At 75.0% G+C, this 18,522-nt stretch carries 15 protein-coding genes and 2 pseudogenes; 8 read left to right on the top strand and 9 right to left on the bottom strand.

Going from position 1 to position 18,522, the window contains the following annotated elements:
- Window positions 1-36: 36 nt before the first annotated feature.
- The 4 genes from AB0Q99_RS25885 to AB0Q99_RS25870 form a co-directional block, all read right to left on the bottom strand.
- Window positions 37-486, bottom strand: coding sequence for a hypothetical protein (locus AB0Q99_RS25885; RefSeq protein WP_363575624.1), 450 nt, complete (start codon window positions 484-486; stop codon window positions 37-39).
- 212 nt (window positions 487-698) lie between these two features.
- Window positions 699-3,323: a TIM-barrel domain-containing protein gene (locus AB0Q99_RS25880; RefSeq protein WP_363575622.1), complete on the bottom strand. Its 2,625-nt coding sequence runs from the start codon at window positions 3,321-3,323 to the stop codon at window positions 699-701.
- 329 nt (window positions 3,324-3,652) lie between these two features.
- Window positions 3,653-4,411, bottom strand: coding sequence for a DeoR/GlpR family DNA-binding transcription regulator (locus AB0Q99_RS25875; RefSeq protein WP_363575620.1), 759 nt, complete (start codon window positions 4,409-4,411; stop codon window positions 3,653-3,655).
- Window positions 4,412-4,468: 57 nt separating this feature from the next.
- A complete protein-coding gene (locus tag AB0Q99_RS25870) occupies window positions 4,469-5,512 on the bottom strand; it encodes a zinc-dependent alcohol dehydrogenase family protein (RefSeq protein WP_363575618.1) in 1,044 nt (347 codons plus the stop codon).
- Window positions 5,513-5,737: 225 nt separating this feature from the next.
- Here AB0Q99_RS25870 and AB0Q99_RS25865 point away from each other — a divergent pair, with 225 nt between their 5' ends.
- A complete protein-coding gene (locus AB0Q99_RS25865) occupies window positions 5,738-7,426 on the top strand; it encodes a GAF domain-containing protein (protein ID WP_363575616.1) in 1,689 nt (562 codons plus the stop codon).
- 60 nt (window positions 7,427-7,486) lie between these two features.
- Here the strand turns inward: AB0Q99_RS25865 and AB0Q99_RS25860 are convergent, their stop codons facing one another.
- The 4 genes from AB0Q99_RS25860 to AB0Q99_RS25845 all read right to left on the bottom strand — a co-directional run bounded on the left by AB0Q99_RS25860 (window position 7,487) and on the right by AB0Q99_RS25845 (window position 10,984).
- The gene (locus tag AB0Q99_RS25860; RefSeq protein WP_363575614.1) at window positions 7,487-8,467 is read right to left on the bottom strand and encodes a nitroreductase family protein; all 981 of its coding nucleotides are present in this window, start codon (window positions 8,465-8,467) and stop codon (window positions 7,487-7,489) included.
- A 126-nt stretch (window positions 8,468-8,593) separates the two neighbouring features.
- Complete coding sequence (locus tag AB0Q99_RS25855; RefSeq protein WP_363575613.1) at window positions 8,594-9,022, bottom strand: hypothetical protein; 429 nt, start codon at window positions 9,020-9,022, stop codon at window positions 8,594-8,596.
- 61 nt (window positions 9,023-9,083) lie between these two features.
- Entirely contained in the window at window positions 9,084-9,455 is a 372-nt protein-coding gene (locus AB0Q99_RS25850) for an STAS domain-containing protein (protein ID WP_363575611.1), read from the bottom strand.
- 197 nt (window positions 9,456-9,652) lie between these two features.
- Window positions 9,653-10,984, bottom strand: a complete 1,332-nt coding sequence (locus AB0Q99_RS25845; protein WP_363575609.1) for a hypothetical protein — start codon at window positions 10,982-10,984, stop codon at window positions 9,653-9,655.
- Between the two features lie 396 nt (window positions 10,985-11,380).
- Between AB0Q99_RS25845 and AB0Q99_RS25840 the strand changes: the two genes are divergently transcribed.
- Together AB0Q99_RS25840 and AB0Q99_RS25835 are read left to right on the top strand one after the other, a co-directional pair.
- Window positions 11,381-11,875, top strand: coding sequence for a DUF6325 family protein (locus AB0Q99_RS25840; protein WP_363575608.1), 495 nt, complete (start codon window positions 11,381-11,383; stop codon window positions 11,873-11,875).
- Window positions 11,876-11,899: 24 nt separating this feature from the next.
- A complete protein-coding gene (locus AB0Q99_RS25835; protein WP_363575606.1) occupies window positions 11,900-12,184 on the top strand; it encodes an SHOCT domain-containing protein in 285 nt (94 codons plus the stop codon).
- Window positions 12,185-12,405: 221 nt separating this feature from the next.
- On the opposite strand, the gene AB0Q99_RS25830 is transcribed toward AB0Q99_RS25835, so the two are convergent.
- On the bottom strand, window positions 12,406-12,927 hold the full coding sequence (locus tag AB0Q99_RS25830; protein ID WP_363575604.1) for a hypothetical protein: 522 nt from the start codon (window positions 12,925-12,927) through the stop codon (window positions 12,406-12,408).
- A gap of 244 nt (window positions 12,928-13,171) precedes the next feature.
- On the opposite strand from AB0Q99_RS25830, the gene AB0Q99_RS25825 reads away from it, so the two are divergent.
- The 5 genes and pseudogenes from AB0Q99_RS25825 to AB0Q99_RS25805 all read left to right on the top strand — a co-directional run bounded on the left by AB0Q99_RS25825 (window position 13,172) and on the right by AB0Q99_RS25805 (window position 18,518).
- Window positions 13,172-13,507, top strand: a complete 336-nt coding sequence (locus AB0Q99_RS25825; RefSeq protein ID WP_363575602.1) for a hypothetical protein — start codon at window positions 13,172-13,174, stop codon at window positions 13,505-13,507.
- Window positions 13,508-13,620: 113 nt separating this feature from the next.
- A pseudogene (locus tag AB0Q99_RS25820) lies at window positions 13,621-14,275 on the top strand (DUF2252 family protein).
- A 150-nt stretch (window positions 14,276-14,425) separates the two neighbouring features.
- A pseudogene (locus AB0Q99_RS25815) lies at window positions 14,426-14,623 on the top strand (hypothetical protein); the annotation flags it as partial.
- Window positions 14,624-14,669: 46 nt separating this feature from the next.
- Entirely contained in the window at window positions 14,670-15,560 is an 891-nt protein-coding gene (locus tag AB0Q99_RS25810; RefSeq protein ID WP_363575600.1) for a YhjD/YihY/BrkB family envelope integrity protein, read from the top strand.
- A gap of 174 nt (window positions 15,561-15,734) precedes the next feature.
- Complete coding sequence (locus AB0Q99_RS25805) at window positions 15,735-18,518, top strand: LuxR C-terminal-related transcriptional regulator (protein WP_363575598.1); 2,784 nt, start codon at window positions 15,735-15,737, stop codon at window positions 18,516-18,518.
- The last annotated feature ends 4 nt before the right edge of the window (window positions 18,519-18,522 follow it).

Genomic DNA, 18,522 nt, shown 5'->3' with positions numbered 1-18,522 from the left:
GCCCCGCAGCCGGCCGGTCGCCGTCCGGGCCCCCGGTCAGGCGCTTCCGGCGGTGGTCAGGGGCTCCTCCTTCATCTTGCCGACGCACAGCGCCCAGATGACGAGCGCGTCGATCGCGATCAGGACGACGGCCCAGAGCGGGTAGTAGGGCAGCCAGACGAAGTTGGCGATCATTCCCAGTCCGGCGACGACGACACCGACCACCCGGGCCCAGACGGCGCCGCTGAAGACCGCCACGCCCGCCACCACGACGATCACCCCGAGGATGAGGTGGATCCACCCCCACCCCTCGGTGTTCATCGCGTACACGTAGCTGCGGGTGACGATCAGCAGGCTGTCCTTGGCGATGGCGGCACTCCCCTGGAAGATCGCCATGAGGCCGGCGGTGATCAGCATGACCCCGGCGAAGATCGTCCACCCGCTCGCGTAGGGGTGCTGTCGAGGGGCCTGGGCGGTCCGGCCGGCGCCGGTAACACTGCTGCTCATGGCATGGACTCCTTCGATCGCGACCGCCTCGCGGACAGTGGACGCGCCCGGCCGGCGGAAGGGGCCCGGAACAGAAGCCCTACGTTCACGGTAGGACCGGACTCCCGTCCTGTCGTGGGCTGGACGGACCACGGCCCCGCCCCGACGCGCAGCGTGAGCGGCGCGCAGGGCACCCGCCGTGACGGGTGCCCTGCGCGCGCGGTTGGGGGCGGTCAGGCACCGCCGTGGATCAGGCGGAGCGTGAAGCCGTCGTCGGTGGACACGGACGGCGTCCGGACCTGCGTCACCCCGGTCGCGGCGTCGTAGTACCAGCCCGAGCCGGCCGAGTCGAGCGCGGCCGCCGAGTCGAGCCGGGGCAGCGGCCCGTCGTCGGTGACCACCAGGCGCGGGGCGGGCCGGCCATGCACGGTGAAGCGGTACCCCCGCTCGGTCGGCTTGCCCGCGTAACTGCCTTCGCTGGCACCGACGTCGACGGTGGTGACGGCGCGGTTGGTGTGCACCTCCACCTGCTGGGTGGCCGAGGAGCCGGCCGCGAACCGCCGGGTGACGCCGTCGTCCTCGTACAGGGTGTAGGAGGAGTCGCCCTTGGCCTGCGGGTAGAGGTCGTAGTCGAGTTCGGAGCGGTCCCGGTTCTCCCAGGACAGCGTGCCCTTGGGCCACATCGGCACGATCGCGCCGCCGCGGACGAACAGCGGCAGGGTGTCGAGCGGGGCGGAGTAGCCGTCGAGCGTGGTCGGGCCCTGGTAGGTGCGGCCGGTCCAGTAGTCGGTCCAGGTGCCCTCGGGCAGGTAGATGCCGTCGCGCACGCTGGTGTCCGAGTAGACCGGCGCGACCAGGAAGTCGGGCCCGGCCAGGAACTCGTACGTGGCGTTCGGCCCCAGGGCGTTCGGGTCGTGCGGGTACTCCAGGGCGAGCGGGCGGACGGCGCCGATCCCGGTGCGGGTGGCCTCCTCGGAGAGGGTGTACATGTACGGCAGCAGCCGCTCCTTGAGCTGCAGGTAGGCGCGGTTGATCGAGGTGTACGGCTCGCCGTCCAACCAGGGCTGCTGGTCGCGCTGCTGCTTGCCGGTCATGTCCTTCGCCCAGCCGTCCATCGTCATGATCGCCGGGAGGAAGGCCTTCCACTGCAGGTCGCGGGTGTACATCTTCGGGTCGCGGCGGAAGATCGAGCCGACGTCGCCGGTGTTGTAGGCGATGCCCGACATGGTGGCGCCGGCGTAGGTCGGGATCTGCCAGCGGATGTAGTCCCAGGACAGGCTCTGGTCGCCGCTCCACAGCACGCCGCAGCGCTGCGCGCCGGCCCAGGAGACCGGCAGCCAGACGAAGCCGCGGGCGTCGCTGCCGTCCTCGATCCCGGCCTTGGCCTGGTCGCAGGCGTTCAGCGCGAAGTCGTAGCCGTTGCCGACCCAGGCCACGTCGAGCTTGCGCACCCGGACGCCGGCCTTCACCTCGGCGGCCTGGTCGGGCAGGCCGTTCTGGGTCCAGAGGCCGAGCTGGGCGTGGTCCTTGCGCAGGCCCTCGCCGGTCTGCGCCAGGTTCTCGTAGCCGCAGCCGTAGCCGTCGTTGACCAGCATCCAGCCCAGCGGCATCCCGTTCCGGACGTAGCCGTCGGCGACCTTCAGCGCGTCCGCGGTGTGGCGCTCGCCGCGGTTGGCGTTGTGCAGGTAGCAGTCCGAGTCGCCGGGTTCCAGTCCGTAGACCGGCGGCATGAAGGGCTTGCCGACCAGCGCGGTGTACCGGCCGATCACCGACTTGACGTCACCGGTGAAGTAGTAGGCGTCCAGGCGGCGTTCCTGCTGTCCGGTGCGGACGGGCGAGCCGAAGTCGTAGAGCCCGGGCGCGAAGGTGTTGCGGAAGACGCCGTAGCCGGCGGTGGAGACGTAGAACGGCTGGGAGTTGTTCCATCCGCCCTCGTTCCAGTCGGTGCTGTTGGCGACGTGGACGGTCCGGTCGCGGTGCGAGAAGGAGCCGTTCTGCTCGCCGCCGCCGAAGAACTGCTCGTCCGCGCCGCGCACCAGGCTCTGCCGCAGCCCGCCGGTGCTCCAGCGCAGCGGGGCGTCCTCCTGCCACAGGGCGGTGCGGTCGTCGGCCCGGTATAGGCCGAACCGCAGGGGGTGCTTGTAGACCCGCAGCACCAGGCCCTTCGAGCGGATGCCGTAGTACGCGCCGGCGTCGAAGGTGCTGGTGTCGCGCTGCGGTTCGGGCTGCGTGCGGACGATCGTGCTGCCCGCCGGGTCGGTGAGGACGCCGTCCGGGGCGGCGCGCAGCCGCAGTTGGTCGTCGGCGAGGAAGTCGACCCTGGCCTTGAGGGTGCCGGCGGCGATGTCGTAGCTGCCGCGGGAGCCGCCGAAGGAGGTCAGGTCGCCCGCGTCGGTGGTCTGCGGGAGGTAGGCCGTGCCGGTGTAGGAGCCGCCGTGGACGTCGTAGGGGACGACCAGGACGCGGTAGGTGCCCGAGGCCTTCGGGATCACCGCGGCCTCCGGGTCGGCGGTGCCCGCGCTGCTCGCGACCTGCTTGCCGGCGGCGTCGTAGACGTAGAGGTCGAAGTCGTCGGTCGGGTTCTGCCAGCGGACGGAGACCGGGACACCGCCCTCCGGGTTGTCGTTCCAGTAGCCGGCCGGCACGTCGACGGTCAGGTCGAAGTGGTCGCAGACCGCGCCGCCCGGGTCCTGCGCGGCGGGCGGGCAGGCGGCGGGGTCGCCGAGGGTGCCCTTGGCGTACTGCGGGCTCTGCCAGGTGACGCTCTGGTGGCCCTGGTCGAGGACGGCGGAGGCGGGGGTGGCGGCCCGGGCGGGGAGCGCGGGGCCGGCCAGCGCGGTGATGCTGCTCAGGACCACGGCGAGGGCGGCCCGGCGGGGCCGGGGGCGCCGGGGCCCGGGTCGGAGGCCGGGTCCGGGCCGGGGCCCGGGTCGGCGGAGCGGGAGGCGGCGTAAGCGCACGGCGGTGTCTCCGTTTCGGGTGGCGAGGAGCTTCAGCGGCCACACAAGCTCGATCGGCTGATTCAAGTTGCTTGAAGAGAGCTAATTATGAGCAGTTACGAACGATATTCCTGTCTCGGACAGTTCATGTCAACGGGCCGGGCATCGAAAAGCCCGGCCGGGGAGGCCCGGCCGGGCGTGATGGCTGCGCTGGATCCGGCGGCCGTCCGGCCGGGATCGAGGGGGGTTCAGGCCCGCAGGACCCGCACTCCGCAGGCGGCGATCGCCTCCTCCTGCGCCGCGGTGACCTCGTCGTCGGTGACGAGGTCGTGGACCTCGGAGAGCGGGCAGATCCTCGCGAAGGTGACCCGGCCGATCTTGGTGCTGTCCGCCAGCACGACCGCCCGCGCGCTGCTGCGCAGGAACGCGAGGTCCGTCTGGGCCTCCATCTCGTCGTGCGTGGTGCAGCCCTCCTGGGCGGTCAGGCCGTCCACCCCGATGAAGGCGAGGTCCAGGTGGTACTGGGCGAGCATCCGGTCGGCGGCCGGCCCCACCAGCTCGTAGCTCGTGGTCCGGGCGATGCCGCCGACCACCACCAGCCGGATGTCCGGCCGGACGATCAGGTCGGCCGCGATGTTGACCGCGTTGGTGACGATGGTGATCCCGCCGCGCTCGGCCAGCACCCGGGCCAGTTCGCTGGTGGTGGTGCCGCCGGTCAGGCCCACCACCGCGCCGTCCGGCACCAGGCGGTCGGCCGCCAGCGCGATCCGCCGCTTCTCCGCCTGCCGCTTCCCGTGCTTGTGCCGCAGCGGCAGTTCGAGGTTGACGGCGCCGGTCACGGCCCCGCCGCGGGTGCGGTGCAGCAGCCCCTGGTCGTGCAGTTCCTGCAGATCGCGCCGGACGGTGGCCGGGGACACGTCGAGCAGCCCGGCCAGCTCGTGCACGTCGGCGCTGCCCGCCTCGGCGATGTGGGCGAGGATCAGGCCGGTACGGTCAGCTTTGAGCATGACCGAAGTCTAGTCCCGTCCCCGGGAGCGCCGGTTGCGCGCAGGAGCGCTCAGACGTCAGGTCCGGAAGAGCGCGACCTTGAGGGCCCCGGTGTCGGCCGCGTCGGCGAAGACGTCGTAGGCCTCCTGCATCTCGCCGAGCCCGAAGCGGTGCGTGACCAGTCCGGCGACGTCCAGCCGACCGACCGCGAGCATGTCGAGCAGCAGCGGCGTGCTGTCGGTGTCGACCAGGCCGGTGGTGATGGTGACGTCCCGGATCCAGAGCTCCTCCAGATGGAGGACGGCCGGCCGGCCGTGCACGCCCACGTTGGCCACCCGGCCGCCGGGGCGCACCAGCCGGGTGCAGAGCTCGAAGGACTCGGGGACGCCGACCGCCTCGATCGCCACGTCCACGCCCAGGCCGTCCCGGCTCAGCTCCCGGACGGCCTCCGGGGTGGCCTCGGCCACGGTGAGCGTCACGTCGGCGCCGAAGCGCCCGGCGGCGTCCAGGCGGCGCCGCGCGAGGTCGACCGCGATGACCCGGGACGGGCTGTACAGCCGGGCGGTGCGGATCGCGGCGAGCCCGATCGGCCCGGCGCCGACGATCGCGACGGTGTCGCCCGGCCCGACCCGGCCGTTGCGGACGCCGACCTCGTAGGAGGTGGGCAGGATGTCGGCGAGCAGCAGGGCGTCCTCGTCCCGGACGCCCTCGGGCAGCTTGTGCAGGGAGGTGTCCGCGAAGGGGGTGCGGACGTACTCGGCCTGGCAGCCGTCGACCAGGTGGCCGAGGATCCAGCCGCCACCGCCGGTGCACTGGCCGTAGCTCGCGGCCCGGCAGTAGGCGCAGCGCCCGCAGGCGGAGATGCAGGAGACCAGGACGCGGTCGCCCGCCGCGACGGTGCGCACGCCCGGTCCGGTCGCGGTGACGGTGCCGACGGCCTCGTGGCCGAGGACGCGGCCCTCGGTGACCTCCGGGACGTCGCCCTTGAGGATGTGCAGGTCGGTGCCGCAGATGGTGACCGCGTCCACCCTGACGATGGCGTCCTCGGGGTCGCGCAGGGCCGGGTCGGGCGCCTCGCCCCAGGTGCGGCGGCCGGGTCCGTGGTAGGTGAGCGCCTTCATGCCGCGACCACTCCTCCGGGCTGGCGGAGCCGGGGCGGTTCCGCTCGCCCTCCAGCGTTCCGCGTGCCCGCCCCTGCCGGCAGGGGCCCGGTGGGGTGCTCCCGCTGGGCCGTTGGACCCCTTCCGGCCGACGCCCGGCGGCGGGCGTGCCTACGCTGGTCAGTGGGCATCGGGGGGCGAGCCGCGGAGGATCCATTGGGCAGTGCGTCGGAGAGTTCCGCCCCCGTGCCGAAGCTGCGGTTGGACGAGCTGCTGGACGAGCTCCAGGCCCGGCTGGACGCCGCCCGCGGCACCCGCGACCGGGTGCACAGCCTGCTGGAGGCGGTGCTGGCGGTCGGGCGCGACCTGGAGCTGACCCAGGTCCTGCAGCACATCGTGGAGGCGGCGGTCACCCTGGTGGACGCCGAGTACGGCGCGCTCGGCGTGATCGGCGAGGACCAGCGGCTGTCGCAGTTCATCCCGGTCGGGGTGACCGACGAGCAGGTCAAGGTGATCGGCGACCTGCCGTCCGGGCACGGCATCCTCGGCGAGTTGATCCGCCACCCCGAGCCGCTGCGGCTGAGCCAGCTCTCCGATCACCCGGCCTCCTACGGGTTCCCGGCCGGCCATCCGCCGATGCGCAGCTTCCTGGGGGTGCCGATCCGGATCCGGGACAAGGTGTTCGGCAACCTCTACCTGACCGAGAAGCGGGGCGGCGGCGACTTCGACGCGGAGGACGAGTCGGTCCTCGCCACCCTCGCCGTCGCCGCCGGGGTCGCCATCGACAACGCCCGGCTGTACGCCCGGGCCCGGCAGCGGCAGCGCTGGCTGGAGGCGAGCTCCGAGGTGACCAGCAGCCTGCTGTCGGGCAGCACGGAGCAGGAGGTGCTGGACCTGCTGCTCGCCCGGGCCGGCGAGATCGCCGGCGCGGACCTCGCCGTGGTCGCCCTGCCGCTGCCGGAGACCGGTGAGCTGGAGGTGCGGATCGCCGTCGGGCTGGGCGCGGACAAGCACCGCGATCTGCTGCTGCCCGTCGAGGGTTCGTTCATGGGCGCTGCCTTCCGCACCGGCGGGCTCGTGGTGAGCCCCGACGTGCAGCGGGACCCGAGGATCACGGCCGGGCCGCCGCGCTGGCGGGGTCTCGGCCCGGCGGCCGCGGTGCCCGTCGGCACCGCCGAGCGCGGGATCCGGGGTGTCCTGCTGCTGGCCCGGGCGGCCGGCGCGCCGCTGTTCGACGAGAGCGAGTCCGCGCCGCTGGTCGGTTTCGCCGGTCAGGCGGCGGTGGCGATGGAACTCGCCGAGCGGCGGCGCGACTCCGAGCAGATCGCGCTGCTGCGGGAACGCGACCGGATCGCCCGCGACCTGCACGACCTGGCCATCCAGCGGCTCTTCGCCACCGGCATGACGCTGCAGGGCGCGACCCGCTTCATCGATCACCCCGAGGCGACCGACCGCGTCCTGCGGGCGATCGACGACCTGGACGAGACCGCGCGGACCATCCGCACCACCATCTTCGGCCTGCGGCTGCGGGAGAAGGGTCCGGCGGCGACCGGCCTGCGCGCCCGGGTCGTCGAGGTCGTGAACCGGGCCGCCCGCTCGCTCGGCTTCGCCCCGGCGCTGCGGATGACCGGCCTGCTCGACGCCACCGTGCCCGCCGAGGTCGCGGACGCGGCGGTCGCCGTCCTGGAGGAGGCCCTGTCCAACGCCGCGCGCCACGCCGGGGCCGGGGTCGTGACGGTCACCGTAGGCGCCACCGGCGAGGAGCTGACCGTGACGGTCACCGACGACGGGGTCGGCCTCCCCGAGGGCGGTCGGCGCAGCGGCCTCGCCAACCTCGCCGACCGGGCCACCACCCTGGGCGGTGCCTTCACCGCCCGCACCGGCCCCGAGGGCGGCACCGAGCTGCTCTGGCGGGTGCCCCTGCCCGAGGACTGACCCGAGGACCGACCCGGTCCTCCGTGCCGGCCGGGTCCTCCGTGCCGGCCACCCCCCGGGTCAGGGCAGGTCCAGGACCTCGGCGGGGGCCAGGCGGGGGGTCGGGGCGCCTTCGGGGCCGTAGCCGAGGCGGATCAGGATCTGGACGTAGCCCGGGCCCTGGTGCGGGTCGCGGGCCTCCCAGCGCAGGTAGGGCCACTCCATGGCCTGGTGCAGCAGGGAGGCCCGGACGCCGTGGACGGTGGCGGCGAGCAGGACGTGTTCCAGGGCGAGGCCGGCCCGCAGCCAGTCCTCGGGGGTGTCGTGCTCGGTGGCCAGGACGGCGATCCGCGGCTCGTGCTCGAAGGCGGCGGGCGCCTGGTGCTCGGCGGCGTGCAGGGCGGTGAAGTCCCGCATCGGCAGGTGGCCGGATCGGTCCTGGGGGCCGAGCGCTCCGACCGGGATCCCGTACGGCGGTGCGTCGCCGGCGCGGATCCAGCTGCGGCTCTCCTCGCGCTGGGCGTCGTCGGTGGTGTTGCGGCGCTCGGCCTCGGCGGTGAGGTGCAGCAGCCGGGCGGTCTCCGCCCGGTCGGGCAGGTGGAGCAGGGCGTCCTCGGAGCGGGCGACGGTGGCCAGTTCCTCCAGGACGGCCGGCGGGACGGGCCGGTCGGCGAACGGGGTGCGGATGGTGTGCCGGTGCCGGATCGCCTCGTAGAGCTTCTCGGTGCCCGGGAGCGGCGCGACGGCCGGGGTGTCGAGCCGGACGGCGGCGAGGAGGTCGGGTTCGGCCGGGTCGGGCAGCAGGCGCACCTCGGGCGCCCAGCCGAGGTGGCGGGCGGCGATCCGCAGGTTGAGGACGGCCGCGCCGACGGAGATGTGCAGTGCGCTGCCCTGCGGGTCGGCGGCCGGGACGGCCCGGGTGCGGTCGGCCCGGACCTCCAGGGTCGAGGTGTCCGGCTGCAGCCGGAACCGCCAGGGCTGGCTGTTGTGGATCGAGGGCGCCGCGATCGCGGCGGAGACCAGCCGCTCCAGCGCGGGGCCGTCGAGGGCGAGGGTGGGCATGACCGCCTCCAGGGTGCGTCGTCGGCCGGAGACCGGCGGGTCACCGCCGCGCGGGGTGTCCGGACGGGGGCTCGGGGCCGGCCCGGGCCCGTTGCCGGGGCCCGGGCCGGGTGGATGCGCGGCTCCTCAGGCCGTTTTCTTCATCGCGCCGATGCACAGCGCCCAGATCACGAAGGCGTCGATCGCGATCAGGACGATGGCCCAGAACGGGTAGTAGGGCAGCCACAGGAAGTTGGCGATCATTCCCAGCCCGGCGACGACGATACCGACGGCCCGGGCCCAGACGGCGCCGGTGAAGAGCGCCACACCGGCCAGGACGACGACGATGCCGAGGATGAGGTGGATCCATCCCCACCCCGAGGTGTTCATCGAGTAGACGTAGTGGCGGGTGATGACGATCAGGTTGTCCTTGGTGATGGCGGCGATCCCCTGGAAGATCGCCATGATGCCGCCGGCGATCAGCATGACTCCGGCGAAGACGGTCCACCCGGTCGCGAAGGGGTGGTGTTCGGGGGCCGAGCCGGTCCGGCCTGCGCCTGCAACGCTGCTGGTCATGGCATTGACTCCTTCGGTGGCAACCGCCTCGCGGGGTTCAGGAGGCGGGAGGGGAGGGCGTTCAGCCGAGGGGCTCCGGGGTGACGGCGCCCACCCGGCCCTCCGCCGGTACGGACGGGGAGGGGAGGAGGTCGGTGGCGCGGAGCAGGGCGAGGATCCGGCGGAGCCGCGGACGGACGCCGACGAGGTGGAACTCGGCGTGGTGGTCGTTCGCGATCCGCCGGGCCTGCCCGAGTGCGCGCAGCCCGGCGACATCACAGAAGGTGAGGGCCGTGACGTCGAGGTCCAGGTGCCGCGGCCGCGCCGCGAGGGCCCGGACCACGGCGTCGGCCACCAGCGGCGCGGTGGCGATGTCGAGTTCGCCTTCCAGCGACACCATCGCGGTGCCCCGGAACAGCCCGGTACTGGTGCGGAGTAGGTCGTCGTCTCGCATCACGACCGCCCGGAGAACTCGGCTGACGGAGGGAGCCCGGAACAGAGGCCCTATGTTCACGGTAGGACCGGACCCGCGTCCTGTCGTGGGCGGGAAGGACCTCGGTCACGGGCCGTAGGACCCCCCTCGGGCCCGCCGGAGGGCTCCACCGCGGGCACCGGCCGCGGGCGGTGCCCGCCGGGACCGCACGGGGGGTGTCACTCGTCGGTCCGGTGCTCGGTGTCGGCCCCGCCGGAAACCTCGCCGCCTCCGCCGGGCGCTCCGGGGGCGCCGGCGCCGGACTCTCCGCCCGCCCCTCCGGGCGGGGCACCGCCTGCACCGGGAGCCCCGGGAGCCCCGGGCGTGTCGACCCGTCCGGAGGCGGCGAGCAGCGCCAGGACGGCGAGCAGCGCGAGCAGCACCAGGACGAGCAGCAGCACGGTCAGGACGGTCGGGTGGTTCCAGAGGGCGAACACCAGGGCCACGATCAGCAGTGACCCGAGGACGAGCCAGCGGCGGTGGGCGTCGGTCCAGGTGCCGACCCGGCCGGTGTGCACGCCGTGCGCGCCGCTCCAGTCGGCCACCGAGTCCGCGACGTGGTCGGCCCGGCCGCGCACGCCGCGCGGCAGCCGTCCCCCGCCGGAGAGGTAGGCGCCGAGCGCCACCACCACGCCCAGGACGATCGCGGTGCGCAGGCTGACCCGCAGGAAGCGCAGCAGCGTGTCGAAGACCGCGGCCGCCGCGGCCGGGGACTGCACGGCGGACGGCAGGTGGTCGAGGTAGTAGTGCCGGGCGATCACCAGGGCGATCGCCACCAGCAGGCAGCCGCCGGCCGCGCCGAGGGCGGTGGTCACCAGGGCCCGGCGGCGGCGCCGCGCCAGCAGGACGCCGGCCGCGCCGAGCAGCACGGTGAGGATCGGCAGCCAGTTGCCGATCACGTCGAGGGCGTGCGCGGCGCCGCGGATCTTGGCCAGCTTGTCGGACTGGAACAGCACCAGCTGCTTGTTCACGTCCGGGATCTTCTCGGCCGGGGTCAGGCCGGCGGCCACCAGGTCGCCCTTCAGGGTGTCGACGACCTTCCCGACGTCGAGGGTGACGGAGTCGCCGCTGACCCCGACCGCGCCGCGGCCCTGGCCGGTGAGGGCGTGGACCACGGCCGCGTGGGCGGCGCGGTTGGCCTGGACCCACACGGTGTCGAAGGTGTCGCTGTGCACGACCTTGGTCGCGGCCTTGGTGACCACCTGGTCGACCGCGTCGTCGAGCTTGGGCCCGAGCGCCTTGACCGCCGAGGCGGCCTTGGGCGGCAGACCCTGTGCCTGCAGCCAGGCGGCCACGTCGGAGGCCACCGCCGGGCCGTCCACCTTGACGTCCACCGCCTTGGTGATCCGGGCGACCGCGGCGTCCTGGATCGCGGGGTTGGTGGCCAGCGGGGCGACAGTGGAGACGTACCGGTTGGTGTCCAGCGCGATGTCGTGCACCCAGACGGTGAGCAGCGAGACCGGCACCAGGATGCAGGTCAGGGTGATCAGCACGGCCGAGGCGGTGCTCATGACGATCCCGCGCGCCCGGGAGCGGTGCCGGGGCTCCGCGGGTGCGCCCCCGTTCACCGGCCGGCCCGTGGGGGGTTCGGACGAAGGGGGTTCCAGTGGCCCGTTCAACGATTCTCCCGGCGGTCGGCACGCGGCCCTTCCGCCGCTGTTCCTCATTCACGCCGCACGGGCCGTCACCCGGCACGCCGGATTGGGCCGCCCGGAGGACCGGCGCCGGACGGGAGACGGGCCGGCGCGGGCCGAAGGGCGGACCGGCGGCGGGCCGTCGGCGCCGTCGGCCCGGGCCGCTCCCTCACCCCGGGCAGGTGATCCCCCGGCGGGCCGCGGCGCCTAGCGTCGAAGCAGCGCCCGGACCGGTCGGCCGGGCGACGGACTCCACGTGGAAGGAGCACCGCCATGGCCGAGGACGACCTCGTCGAGACCGGGCCGGTCGACTACCTGGTGGTCGAGTTCCCCGGCAACCGCATGACCGGGGAGGGGCTGCCGCTGCTGATCGACCTGGTGGACCGGGGTGTGATCCGCATCCTGGACTTCGCGTTCGTGCGCAAGGACACCGACGGCACCGTCGTCGGGATGGAACTGGCCGACTTCGACGGGGACGGTCGGCTGGACCTGGCCGTCTTCGAGGGTGTCGGCTCGGGCCTGATCGGCGCCGACGACCTGGACCAGGCCGCCGCGGTCCTCGAACCCGGGAACTCCGCCGGGGTGCTGATCTACGAGAACACGTGGGCCGCGCCGTTCGCCACGGCCCTGCGCCGGGGCGGCGCCCGGGTCATCGCCAGTGGCCGGGTGCCCGTGGCGGACCTGCTGAGTTCCCTGGACGAGCTGGAGCGCGAAGCCGGGACGGACGGGTCGGAGGGCTCCGCCCCCGGGACGTCCGCCACCGGGTGACCCCGCCGAGAGGAGAAACGAGTCATGCCCGGACTACTGCGCGGTGTGGCACGCACCGCCGTCGTCGCCGGTACGGCGACCGCCGTGTCCAACCGGGTCTCCCGCCGCCAGGCGGGTCGCTGGGCCCAGCAGGAGGCGGCGGCCGAACCCGCACCGCCGCCCGCACCGGCTCCGGCCGCGCCCGCGGCGGCGCCCGCGAGCATGGACGACAAGATCGCCCAGTTGCAGCAGCTGGCCCAGCTGCGGGACCAGGGGGTGCTCACCGACGAGGAGTTCGCGGCGCAGAAGCAGCAGCTCCTGGCCGGCTGACCGCCCCGGGCACCACCGCGTCGGCGGCTGGGACGCCGTCGACGCGGTGGTGCCCCGTCCCGGTCCGGCCTGGGACGGGGCACCTCCGCGCGGGCACCCCCGCGCCGACCGCGAACCACCGCCGCCGCCCACCGCAAGGTCCGGTGCCGGGACGTCCCGGCACCGGACCGGTGCGCTCATCGGACCGACTGGCTCACGCCACACCACCCGGACCGGGTGATTCAGTGCCCGACGGCCACCTTGGCCGCCACGATGACCAGGCCCAGGACCAGGTTGACCGCGCCCTCGGCGGCCGCCTGGCGCGCGGACGCGCCCGCCCGGCGGGCGCCGACCGTCGCCCAGGTCACCTGCTGGGCCACCGCGACCCCGAGCGCGAGCCAGGCGTTCTCACCCACCCCGATCCAGGGACTGACCAGCACCGCCAGGGCGGGCAGCGCCGACGCCTCGACCAGCGGCCACTCGTGCCGGCCGACCTCGCGCACCTGGCGCCAGTCGACCGGGCGGCCGACCTCGCGCTGCCCGGCCACGTGGGCGTAGACGTGGGCGACCCAGAAGACCAGCCCGGTGACCACCAGCAGCAGGATGAGCGACAGCCGCGGATGCGGTTCGTTGAGGCTGGAGGCCGCGATGACGGAGGCGGCCAGCATCGAGCCGTAGACCGCGCCGGCGTAGTCCGTCCGGTTCGCGACCCCGTCCGGCGCCGGTCCGGGCAGAGCGGGGGGACGACTGCGGGACGTTGTCACGGTGCCTCCTCCCGTCCCCGCGCCGGGGACGACCGATGAGCCCGCTGGGGCCATCCTCGCCGCTTGTCCGGGGCGCGGCCTCACCCACGCCGGGTGATCCCGCCGCCCGGCCCGCGTTCGTACCGTGACCGTGAGGGCGGTTCACCCGCCGGTTCACCCGTGTCGCGCTCATCGGCGCGAACGTCGTCAGGGAGGGCATCAGGGAGGGGTTGTCCTGTCACATCAAGCGAAGGAGACGAGACCCATGCCCGGCATCCACCACCAGGTGTCGCGTCGCACCGTCGCGCCCGCACCCGATGAGCTCGGCCGCGTCGGCTGGCTCGTGCTCGGTGCCTCGGCGCTCGTCATCGCCGCGATCGTCCACGCGCTGAGCGGCGTCCTCACGATCGTCAAGGAGCTCCTGCGCCCCGCCTCGCGGGTCCCGTCCGCGCCGGCCCACCCCGCGCCCCCCGCCCGTCTCAGCATCAACGAGAAGGACGGCTGGATCCTGATCAGCGCCCTCTTCATCCTGAGCGGCGCGATGGCCCACGGGGTCGCGCGCATCACCAAGGCCGTCAGGGCGGCCATCCACCCGACGTAGCGACAGGCCCGGGCATGACACCCGCACCGCCCGGCGCGCCCGGTCGGAGCGGCCGGGTCCGCCCGCGACGGCCGACCCGATCGCGCCACGACGACACCAGGCCGGTGGAACCCCTGACCTCGGACTCGGTCGCCGCGGGACGGCAGGCCCGCAGAGAGCTGCCGCGGTCGGCCCACGGGCCCTGGGCCCCCGCCCAGGGCCGCCCCGACCCCGTGGACGTCCTCGAAGGGCAGGCCGCCTCCCGCGTCCCGGAGCTGGTCCCGATCCGGGACGGCCGGATGGCGGCCTCCCGCTTCGCGTTCCTGCGCGGCGCGCCCGCGATCATGGCCGCCGACCTCGCCGCGTCCCCGGACACCGGCCTCACGGTCCAGCTCTGCGGGGACGCGCACCTGTGCGACTTCGGGCGCTTCGCCTCGCCGGAGCGCGCCCTGCTCTTCGATCTCAACGACGTCGACGAGACCCTTCCCGGCCCCTTCGAATGGGACCTCAAACGCCTGGTCGCCGGCATCGCCGTGGCCGCCCGGCAGAACCGGGATGCCCCAGCCGCTGCTCGACCGGTACGCCGACCTGTGCGGCCGCACCCTGGCACGCGGGCACGCCCGTACCGGGGACCGGGTCGCCATCGCGGCGTACCTCGGCTCCGGTGACGTCTTCGACCGTGCCGTCGCCGACTTCGCCCTCGCGTACGCCGCGCAGACCACCGCCGACCACGCCGCGCTCACCGCCGCGATCGACGCCGGCCGGATCACCGCGCGCCCGGACGTGTGAGCCGGGCCCGGAGCCCTCCCGCCGCGGGGGATCACCCCGGCTGGGTGATCCCCCGCGGCACCCCGGCGCGCAGCCTGGTCGCACGCGGACCATCCGGAGCGGGGCACGTCGAGGCGGGGCAGGTCGAGGAAGGACGGAGGAAGGACGCTGATGCGCTACGAGTTCCGAATCGCCGGGGCGATGCCGGACCTGACCGTCCGCGAGGCCTTTCCGGAGCTGGAGAGCGTCTTCGTGCCGAACCAGACCCTCCTGTTCGGCCCCGTCACGGACGAGGCCCACCTCTACGGCCTGCTGAGCCGGTTCCAGGCGCTCGGGCTGCACGTCATGGAGCTCCGCCAACTGCCCGACCAGGAGGCGACCGAACGGCCGCGGACACCGACCGAGGGAGCGCGGAGTGGCGGAACGGCCTGGCCGGCCCGGCCGCGCTGACTGGTTCCGCGCCAGATCCGCTTGGCTGCGCGGACGGACGGCCACCCTGCGCGACGCCCCCTTCCTGCGCCGGCTCGCGGCGCAGCTGGTCCACATCCACGTCCTGGACACCGCCACCCGCCTCGCCGCGCAGGTCTTCCTGACCGCCATCCCGGTGCTGTTCGTGCTGGCCGCCTTCATGCCGCAGGAGGTGCGCAGCACCGTCACCGACTCCGTGCGGACCGCCCTGGGGTTCCAGGGCTCGTCGCTCGACGAGGTCAAAGGGGCCCTCCACCCCGTCGGCGAGACCGTCACCACCGACGCCTTCGGCGGCATCGGGATCCTGGTGACCCTGCTCTCGGCCACGAGCTGCAGCCGCATCCTGCAGCGGCTGTGCGAGCGGAGCTGGCACCTGCCCCACCTGTCGGGACGCCTGGCGGCCTGGCGGTGGCTCACCTGGCTGCTGGTGTGGCTCGCCGCCCTGATCGTCCAGGGGCAGGTGCGGTCCGGGTTCGGGGCGGGCGACGTCCTCGGGGTCTTCCTCTACCTGATCACGGCCACGCTGCTCTGGTGGTGGACCCAGCACCTGCTGCTGGGCGGCCGGGTGCCCTGGCTCGCGCTGCTCCCCGGGGCCGGGCTGACCGGTGCCGCGCTGACCACGCTCGCCTGGGGGTCGCGGATCTACGTGCCCCGTTCACTGAACCGCAGCGTGACCCAGTTCGGTCCGCTCGGCCTGGTCTTCACCCTGCTCAGCTGGCTCATCGTGGTGTTCACAGCCGTCACGCTCGGGATCGGGATCGGCTACGTGCTGGCGAGCCAGGGCCGACTGGCCCGGCTGCTGGGGACTCCGGAGCCGCCCGCGACGGAGCAGGGGTGAGGCCGCCGGAGCGCGGTCTCCCTCGGCGGCGTTCACCCGCGCGGACCCCAGGGGGCGGGCGGCCCCGGCCGGCGGGGCCGCCCGCCCCCTTTGCCGAGCCGGGCCGGGTCGGAAAGGATGGGAACCGTCAGTGATCCGCGCTTCCCGTGCGCCGCCCACCCTGAGGTGAGCACCATGGCCCTCAGCCCAGCCGTCGGGACCCCGGCCCGTCCGGTGGACGTGCCCCGACGCGGCACCGCCCTGACGAACCGGATACCCGGCGGCGACCCGGTACTCGCGGCGCGCTTCGCGGTGCCCGCGACCCCGGAGACCTTCGTCGGCCGACCGCGTCTGGTCGAACGGCTCGGCGCGGGCCTGCGGACCTCCCTGCTGCTGGTGAGCGGCCCGGCGGGCGCCGGCAAGACCCTGCTGGTCGCGGACTGGCTCGCCACGACCCGGCTGCCCGGCACCGCGGTCTGGCTCACGGTGGAGCGCGAGGACAACGCGCCGGGGGTGTTCTGGGCCTACCTCCTGGAGGCAGCCCGGCACCACGGCGTCGCCCTGCCCGACGACATCGGCAGTCCGGCCCGCGCGCACGAGGTCGACCACTCGCTGCTGGCCCGGCTGGCCGCCCACCTGAGCCTCCGGGAGGAACCCGTGGTGCTCGTGCTCGACGAGTTCGAGCACGTGTCCTCCCCCGAGGTGGCCTCCGGGCTGCACTTCCTGCTCGGCCACGCGGGCCCGGGCCTGCGCCTGGTCCTGATCAGCCGCACGGAGCCGCTCCTGCCGATCCACCGCTACCGGGCCGCCGGCAGTGTCACCGAGATCCGGGCCGCCGACCTGGCCTTCCGGCCGGACGAGGCCGCCGTGCTGCTGCGCCGGCACGGGCTGGGACTCTCCGCCGAGAGCAGCCGGGCGCTGACCGAGCGGACCGGCGGCTGGGCCGCCGGCCTGCGGCTGTCGGCCCTGGCCGCCCAGGGCGCCGCGGATCCCGCGGCCTACCTGGCGGAGTTCGAGTCCAGCCGGAGCACGGTCGCGGACTTCCTGCTCGCCGAGGTCCTCGACACCCAGCCCGCCGAGACCCAGGACCTGCTGCTGCGGACGAGCGTCCTGGACCAGATCCACCCGGACCTCGCCGACGCCCTGACCGGTCGGCCGGACGGCGCGCGGATCCTCGCGGACCTCTCCCGCGCCAACGCCTTCGTCGAACCGGTCGGGCACTCCTGGTACCGGTGCCACCCGCTGTTCGCCGAGATCCTGCGGGTCCACCTGTCGGCCCGGTGCCCGGGGCTGGCCCAGGAGCTCCACCGCCGGGCCGCCCGGTGGCTGGCCGGGGCGGGGCGTCCGATGGACGCGCTGTCGCACGCCGCCGCGGCCGGGGACTGGGAGTTCGCCGCGGCGCAGCTGGTCGACCGGCTGGCGATCGGCCGGCTGTTCACCGGCCGCGACGCGGAGCGGCTCGACGCCCTGTTCGCCGGCCTGGCCCCGGACGCCCGGGGCCAGGCCGCGGAGCTGGTCCGGGCGGCCCGCGAGCTCACCCGCCACCGCGCGGACAGCGCGCTCGACCACCTCCGGCGCGCCGAGGCGCTGCTCGCGGAACGCGGTGGCGAGGACGACGCGGCGGCCCTGCTCACCCTGGCCCAGCTGCGGGTGTCGGCGGGCCGGCTGCTCGGTTCGGCCGAGCCGGCCCGGGCCGCCGCCGAGCAGGCCGAGCGGCTGGAGCAGCGCGTGCCGCCGGGGCTGTCGGCGGACCACCCCGAACTGCGGGCGCTGCGGCTGAACGACCTCGGCTCGGTGCTGCTCTGGGAGGGTGACCTGGAGGCCGCCGGGGCGGCCCTGGCGGCCGCGGTGCGGACGGCCGAGGGGCCCACCACGGCCGGTCCGCGCCACGAAGCGCTCGCCCGGCTCGCCCTGATCGACCTGCTCGGCGGCCGACTGGGGCGGTCCGAGGCCCGGCTGCGGAAGGCGGCGGCCGAGGCCGAACGCGCCGGCCTGCCGCCGGCCTCGCGCACCGGGGTCGGTCAGCTCGTGCTGGCCGCCCTCGCCGTCGACCGCGACGACCTGCCCGCGGCCCGCGCGGCGCTCGACCGGGCGGCCGGGTCGGCCGTGGCCCGCCACGACCCGGCCGCCGCCGCCGGACTCGCCATCGTCCGGGCGCGGGTGCTGCTCGCCGACGGCCACACCCGGGCGGCCCTCGACGCGCTCCCCCGGCCGGCTCCCGACGCGCTCCCCCGGTCCGCGGACGGTGGTCCCACCCCGGCCGGGCCACCGCCGCCCTGGGTGCGGGAGGCCGTGGCCGTGGCCGCCGCGCAGGCGCACCTCGCCGACGGCGATCCGGCCGCGGCGCTGGCCGCGCTGGACCGCGCCGGGGCCGGCGGCGCCGCCGGCCCGGACCGAGCCGTGGCCGCCGCGCAGGCGCACCTCGCCGACGGGGACGGCCCGAGCGCGCTCCGGGCCCTGGACGCGATCCCCGACCACGACGGCCGCGGACCCGCGGTCACCGTGCGGGTGCTGCTGGCCCGCTCGCAGGCCGCCGCCGCCCTCGGCGACGACGCCGGCGCCCAGCGGCTGCTCGCCCGTGCCCTGACGGTCGCCCGGCCCGAGCAGCTGCGCAGGCCGTTCCGGGACGCCGGGCCGTGGCTGCGGCGTCTGGTGCGCGCCCGGCCGGCGCTGGTGACCTCGCACGGCTGGCTCCCCGCCGACCTCCTGCCCGGGCTCTCCGGCCCGGCGCACGGGACGGCGGACGGGACCGCCGCCGCCACGGACCCGCCGGTCGAGCCGCCGGTCGAGCCGCTGAGCGACCGCGAACTCGACGTGCTGGAACGGGCGGCCCAGCTGCTGTCCACCGACGAGATCGCCGCCGAACTGTTCCTCTCGGTGAACACGGTCAAGACGCACCTCAAGAGCATCAACCGCAAGCTCGCCGTCTCCGGGCGCAGCCGGGCCGTTCGCCGGGCGCGCGAACTGCACCTGATCTGACCCG

Origin of the sequence: Kitasatospora sp. NPDC086791 (genome assembly GCF_040685975.1) — a bacterium.
Taxonomy (GTDB): Bacteria; Actinomycetota; Actinomycetes; order Streptomycetales; family Streptomycetaceae; genus Kitasatospora.
Note: the sequence above shows the minus strand (reverse complement) of the source record. Positions and strands in the feature narration are given on the sequence as shown.

Excerpts from the sequence above, each read along its gene's own strand:
- AB0Q99_RS25855 (WP_363575613.1), bottom strand. The coding sequence starts at position 9,022 with ATGACCAGCAGCGTTGCAGGCGCAGGCCGGACCGGCTCGGCCCCCGAA.
- AB0Q99_RS25805 (WP_363575598.1), top strand. The coding sequence starts at position 15,735 with ATGGCCCTCAGCCCAGCCGTCGGGACCCCGGCCCGTCCGGTGGACGTG.
- AB0Q99_RS25875 (WP_363575620.1), bottom strand. The coding sequence starts at position 4,411 with ATGCTCAAAGCTGACCGTACCGGCCTGATCCTCGCCCACATCGCCGAG.
- AB0Q99_RS25885 (WP_363575624.1), bottom strand. The coding sequence starts at position 486 with ATGAGCAGCAGTGTTACCGGCGCCGGCCGGACCGCCCAGGCCCCTCGA.
- AB0Q99_RS25870 (WP_363575618.1), bottom strand. The coding sequence starts at position 5,512 with ATGAAGGCGCTCACCTACCACGGACCCGGCCGCCGCACCTGGGGCGAG.
- AB0Q99_RS25860 (WP_363575614.1), bottom strand. The coding sequence starts at position 8,467 with ATGCCCACCCTCGCCCTCGACGGCCCCGCGCTGGAGCGGCTGGTCTCC.
- AB0Q99_RS25835 (WP_363575606.1), top strand. The coding sequence starts at position 11,900 with ATGCCCGGACTACTGCGCGGTGTGGCACGCACCGCCGTCGTCGCCGGT.
- AB0Q99_RS25840 (WP_363575608.1), top strand. The coding sequence starts at position 11,381 with ATGGCCGAGGACGACCTCGTCGAGACCGGGCCGGTCGACTACCTGGTG.
- AB0Q99_RS25850 (WP_363575611.1), bottom strand. The coding sequence starts at position 9,455 with ATGCGAGACGACGACCTACTCCGCACCAGTACCGGGCTGTTCCGGGGC.
- AB0Q99_RS25845 (WP_363575609.1), bottom strand. The coding sequence starts at position 10,984 with ATGAGCACCGCCTCGGCCGTGCTGATCACCCTGACCTGCATCCTGGTG.
- AB0Q99_RS25825 (WP_363575602.1), top strand. The coding sequence starts at position 13,172 with ATGCCCGGCATCCACCACCAGGTGTCGCGTCGCACCGTCGCGCCCGCA.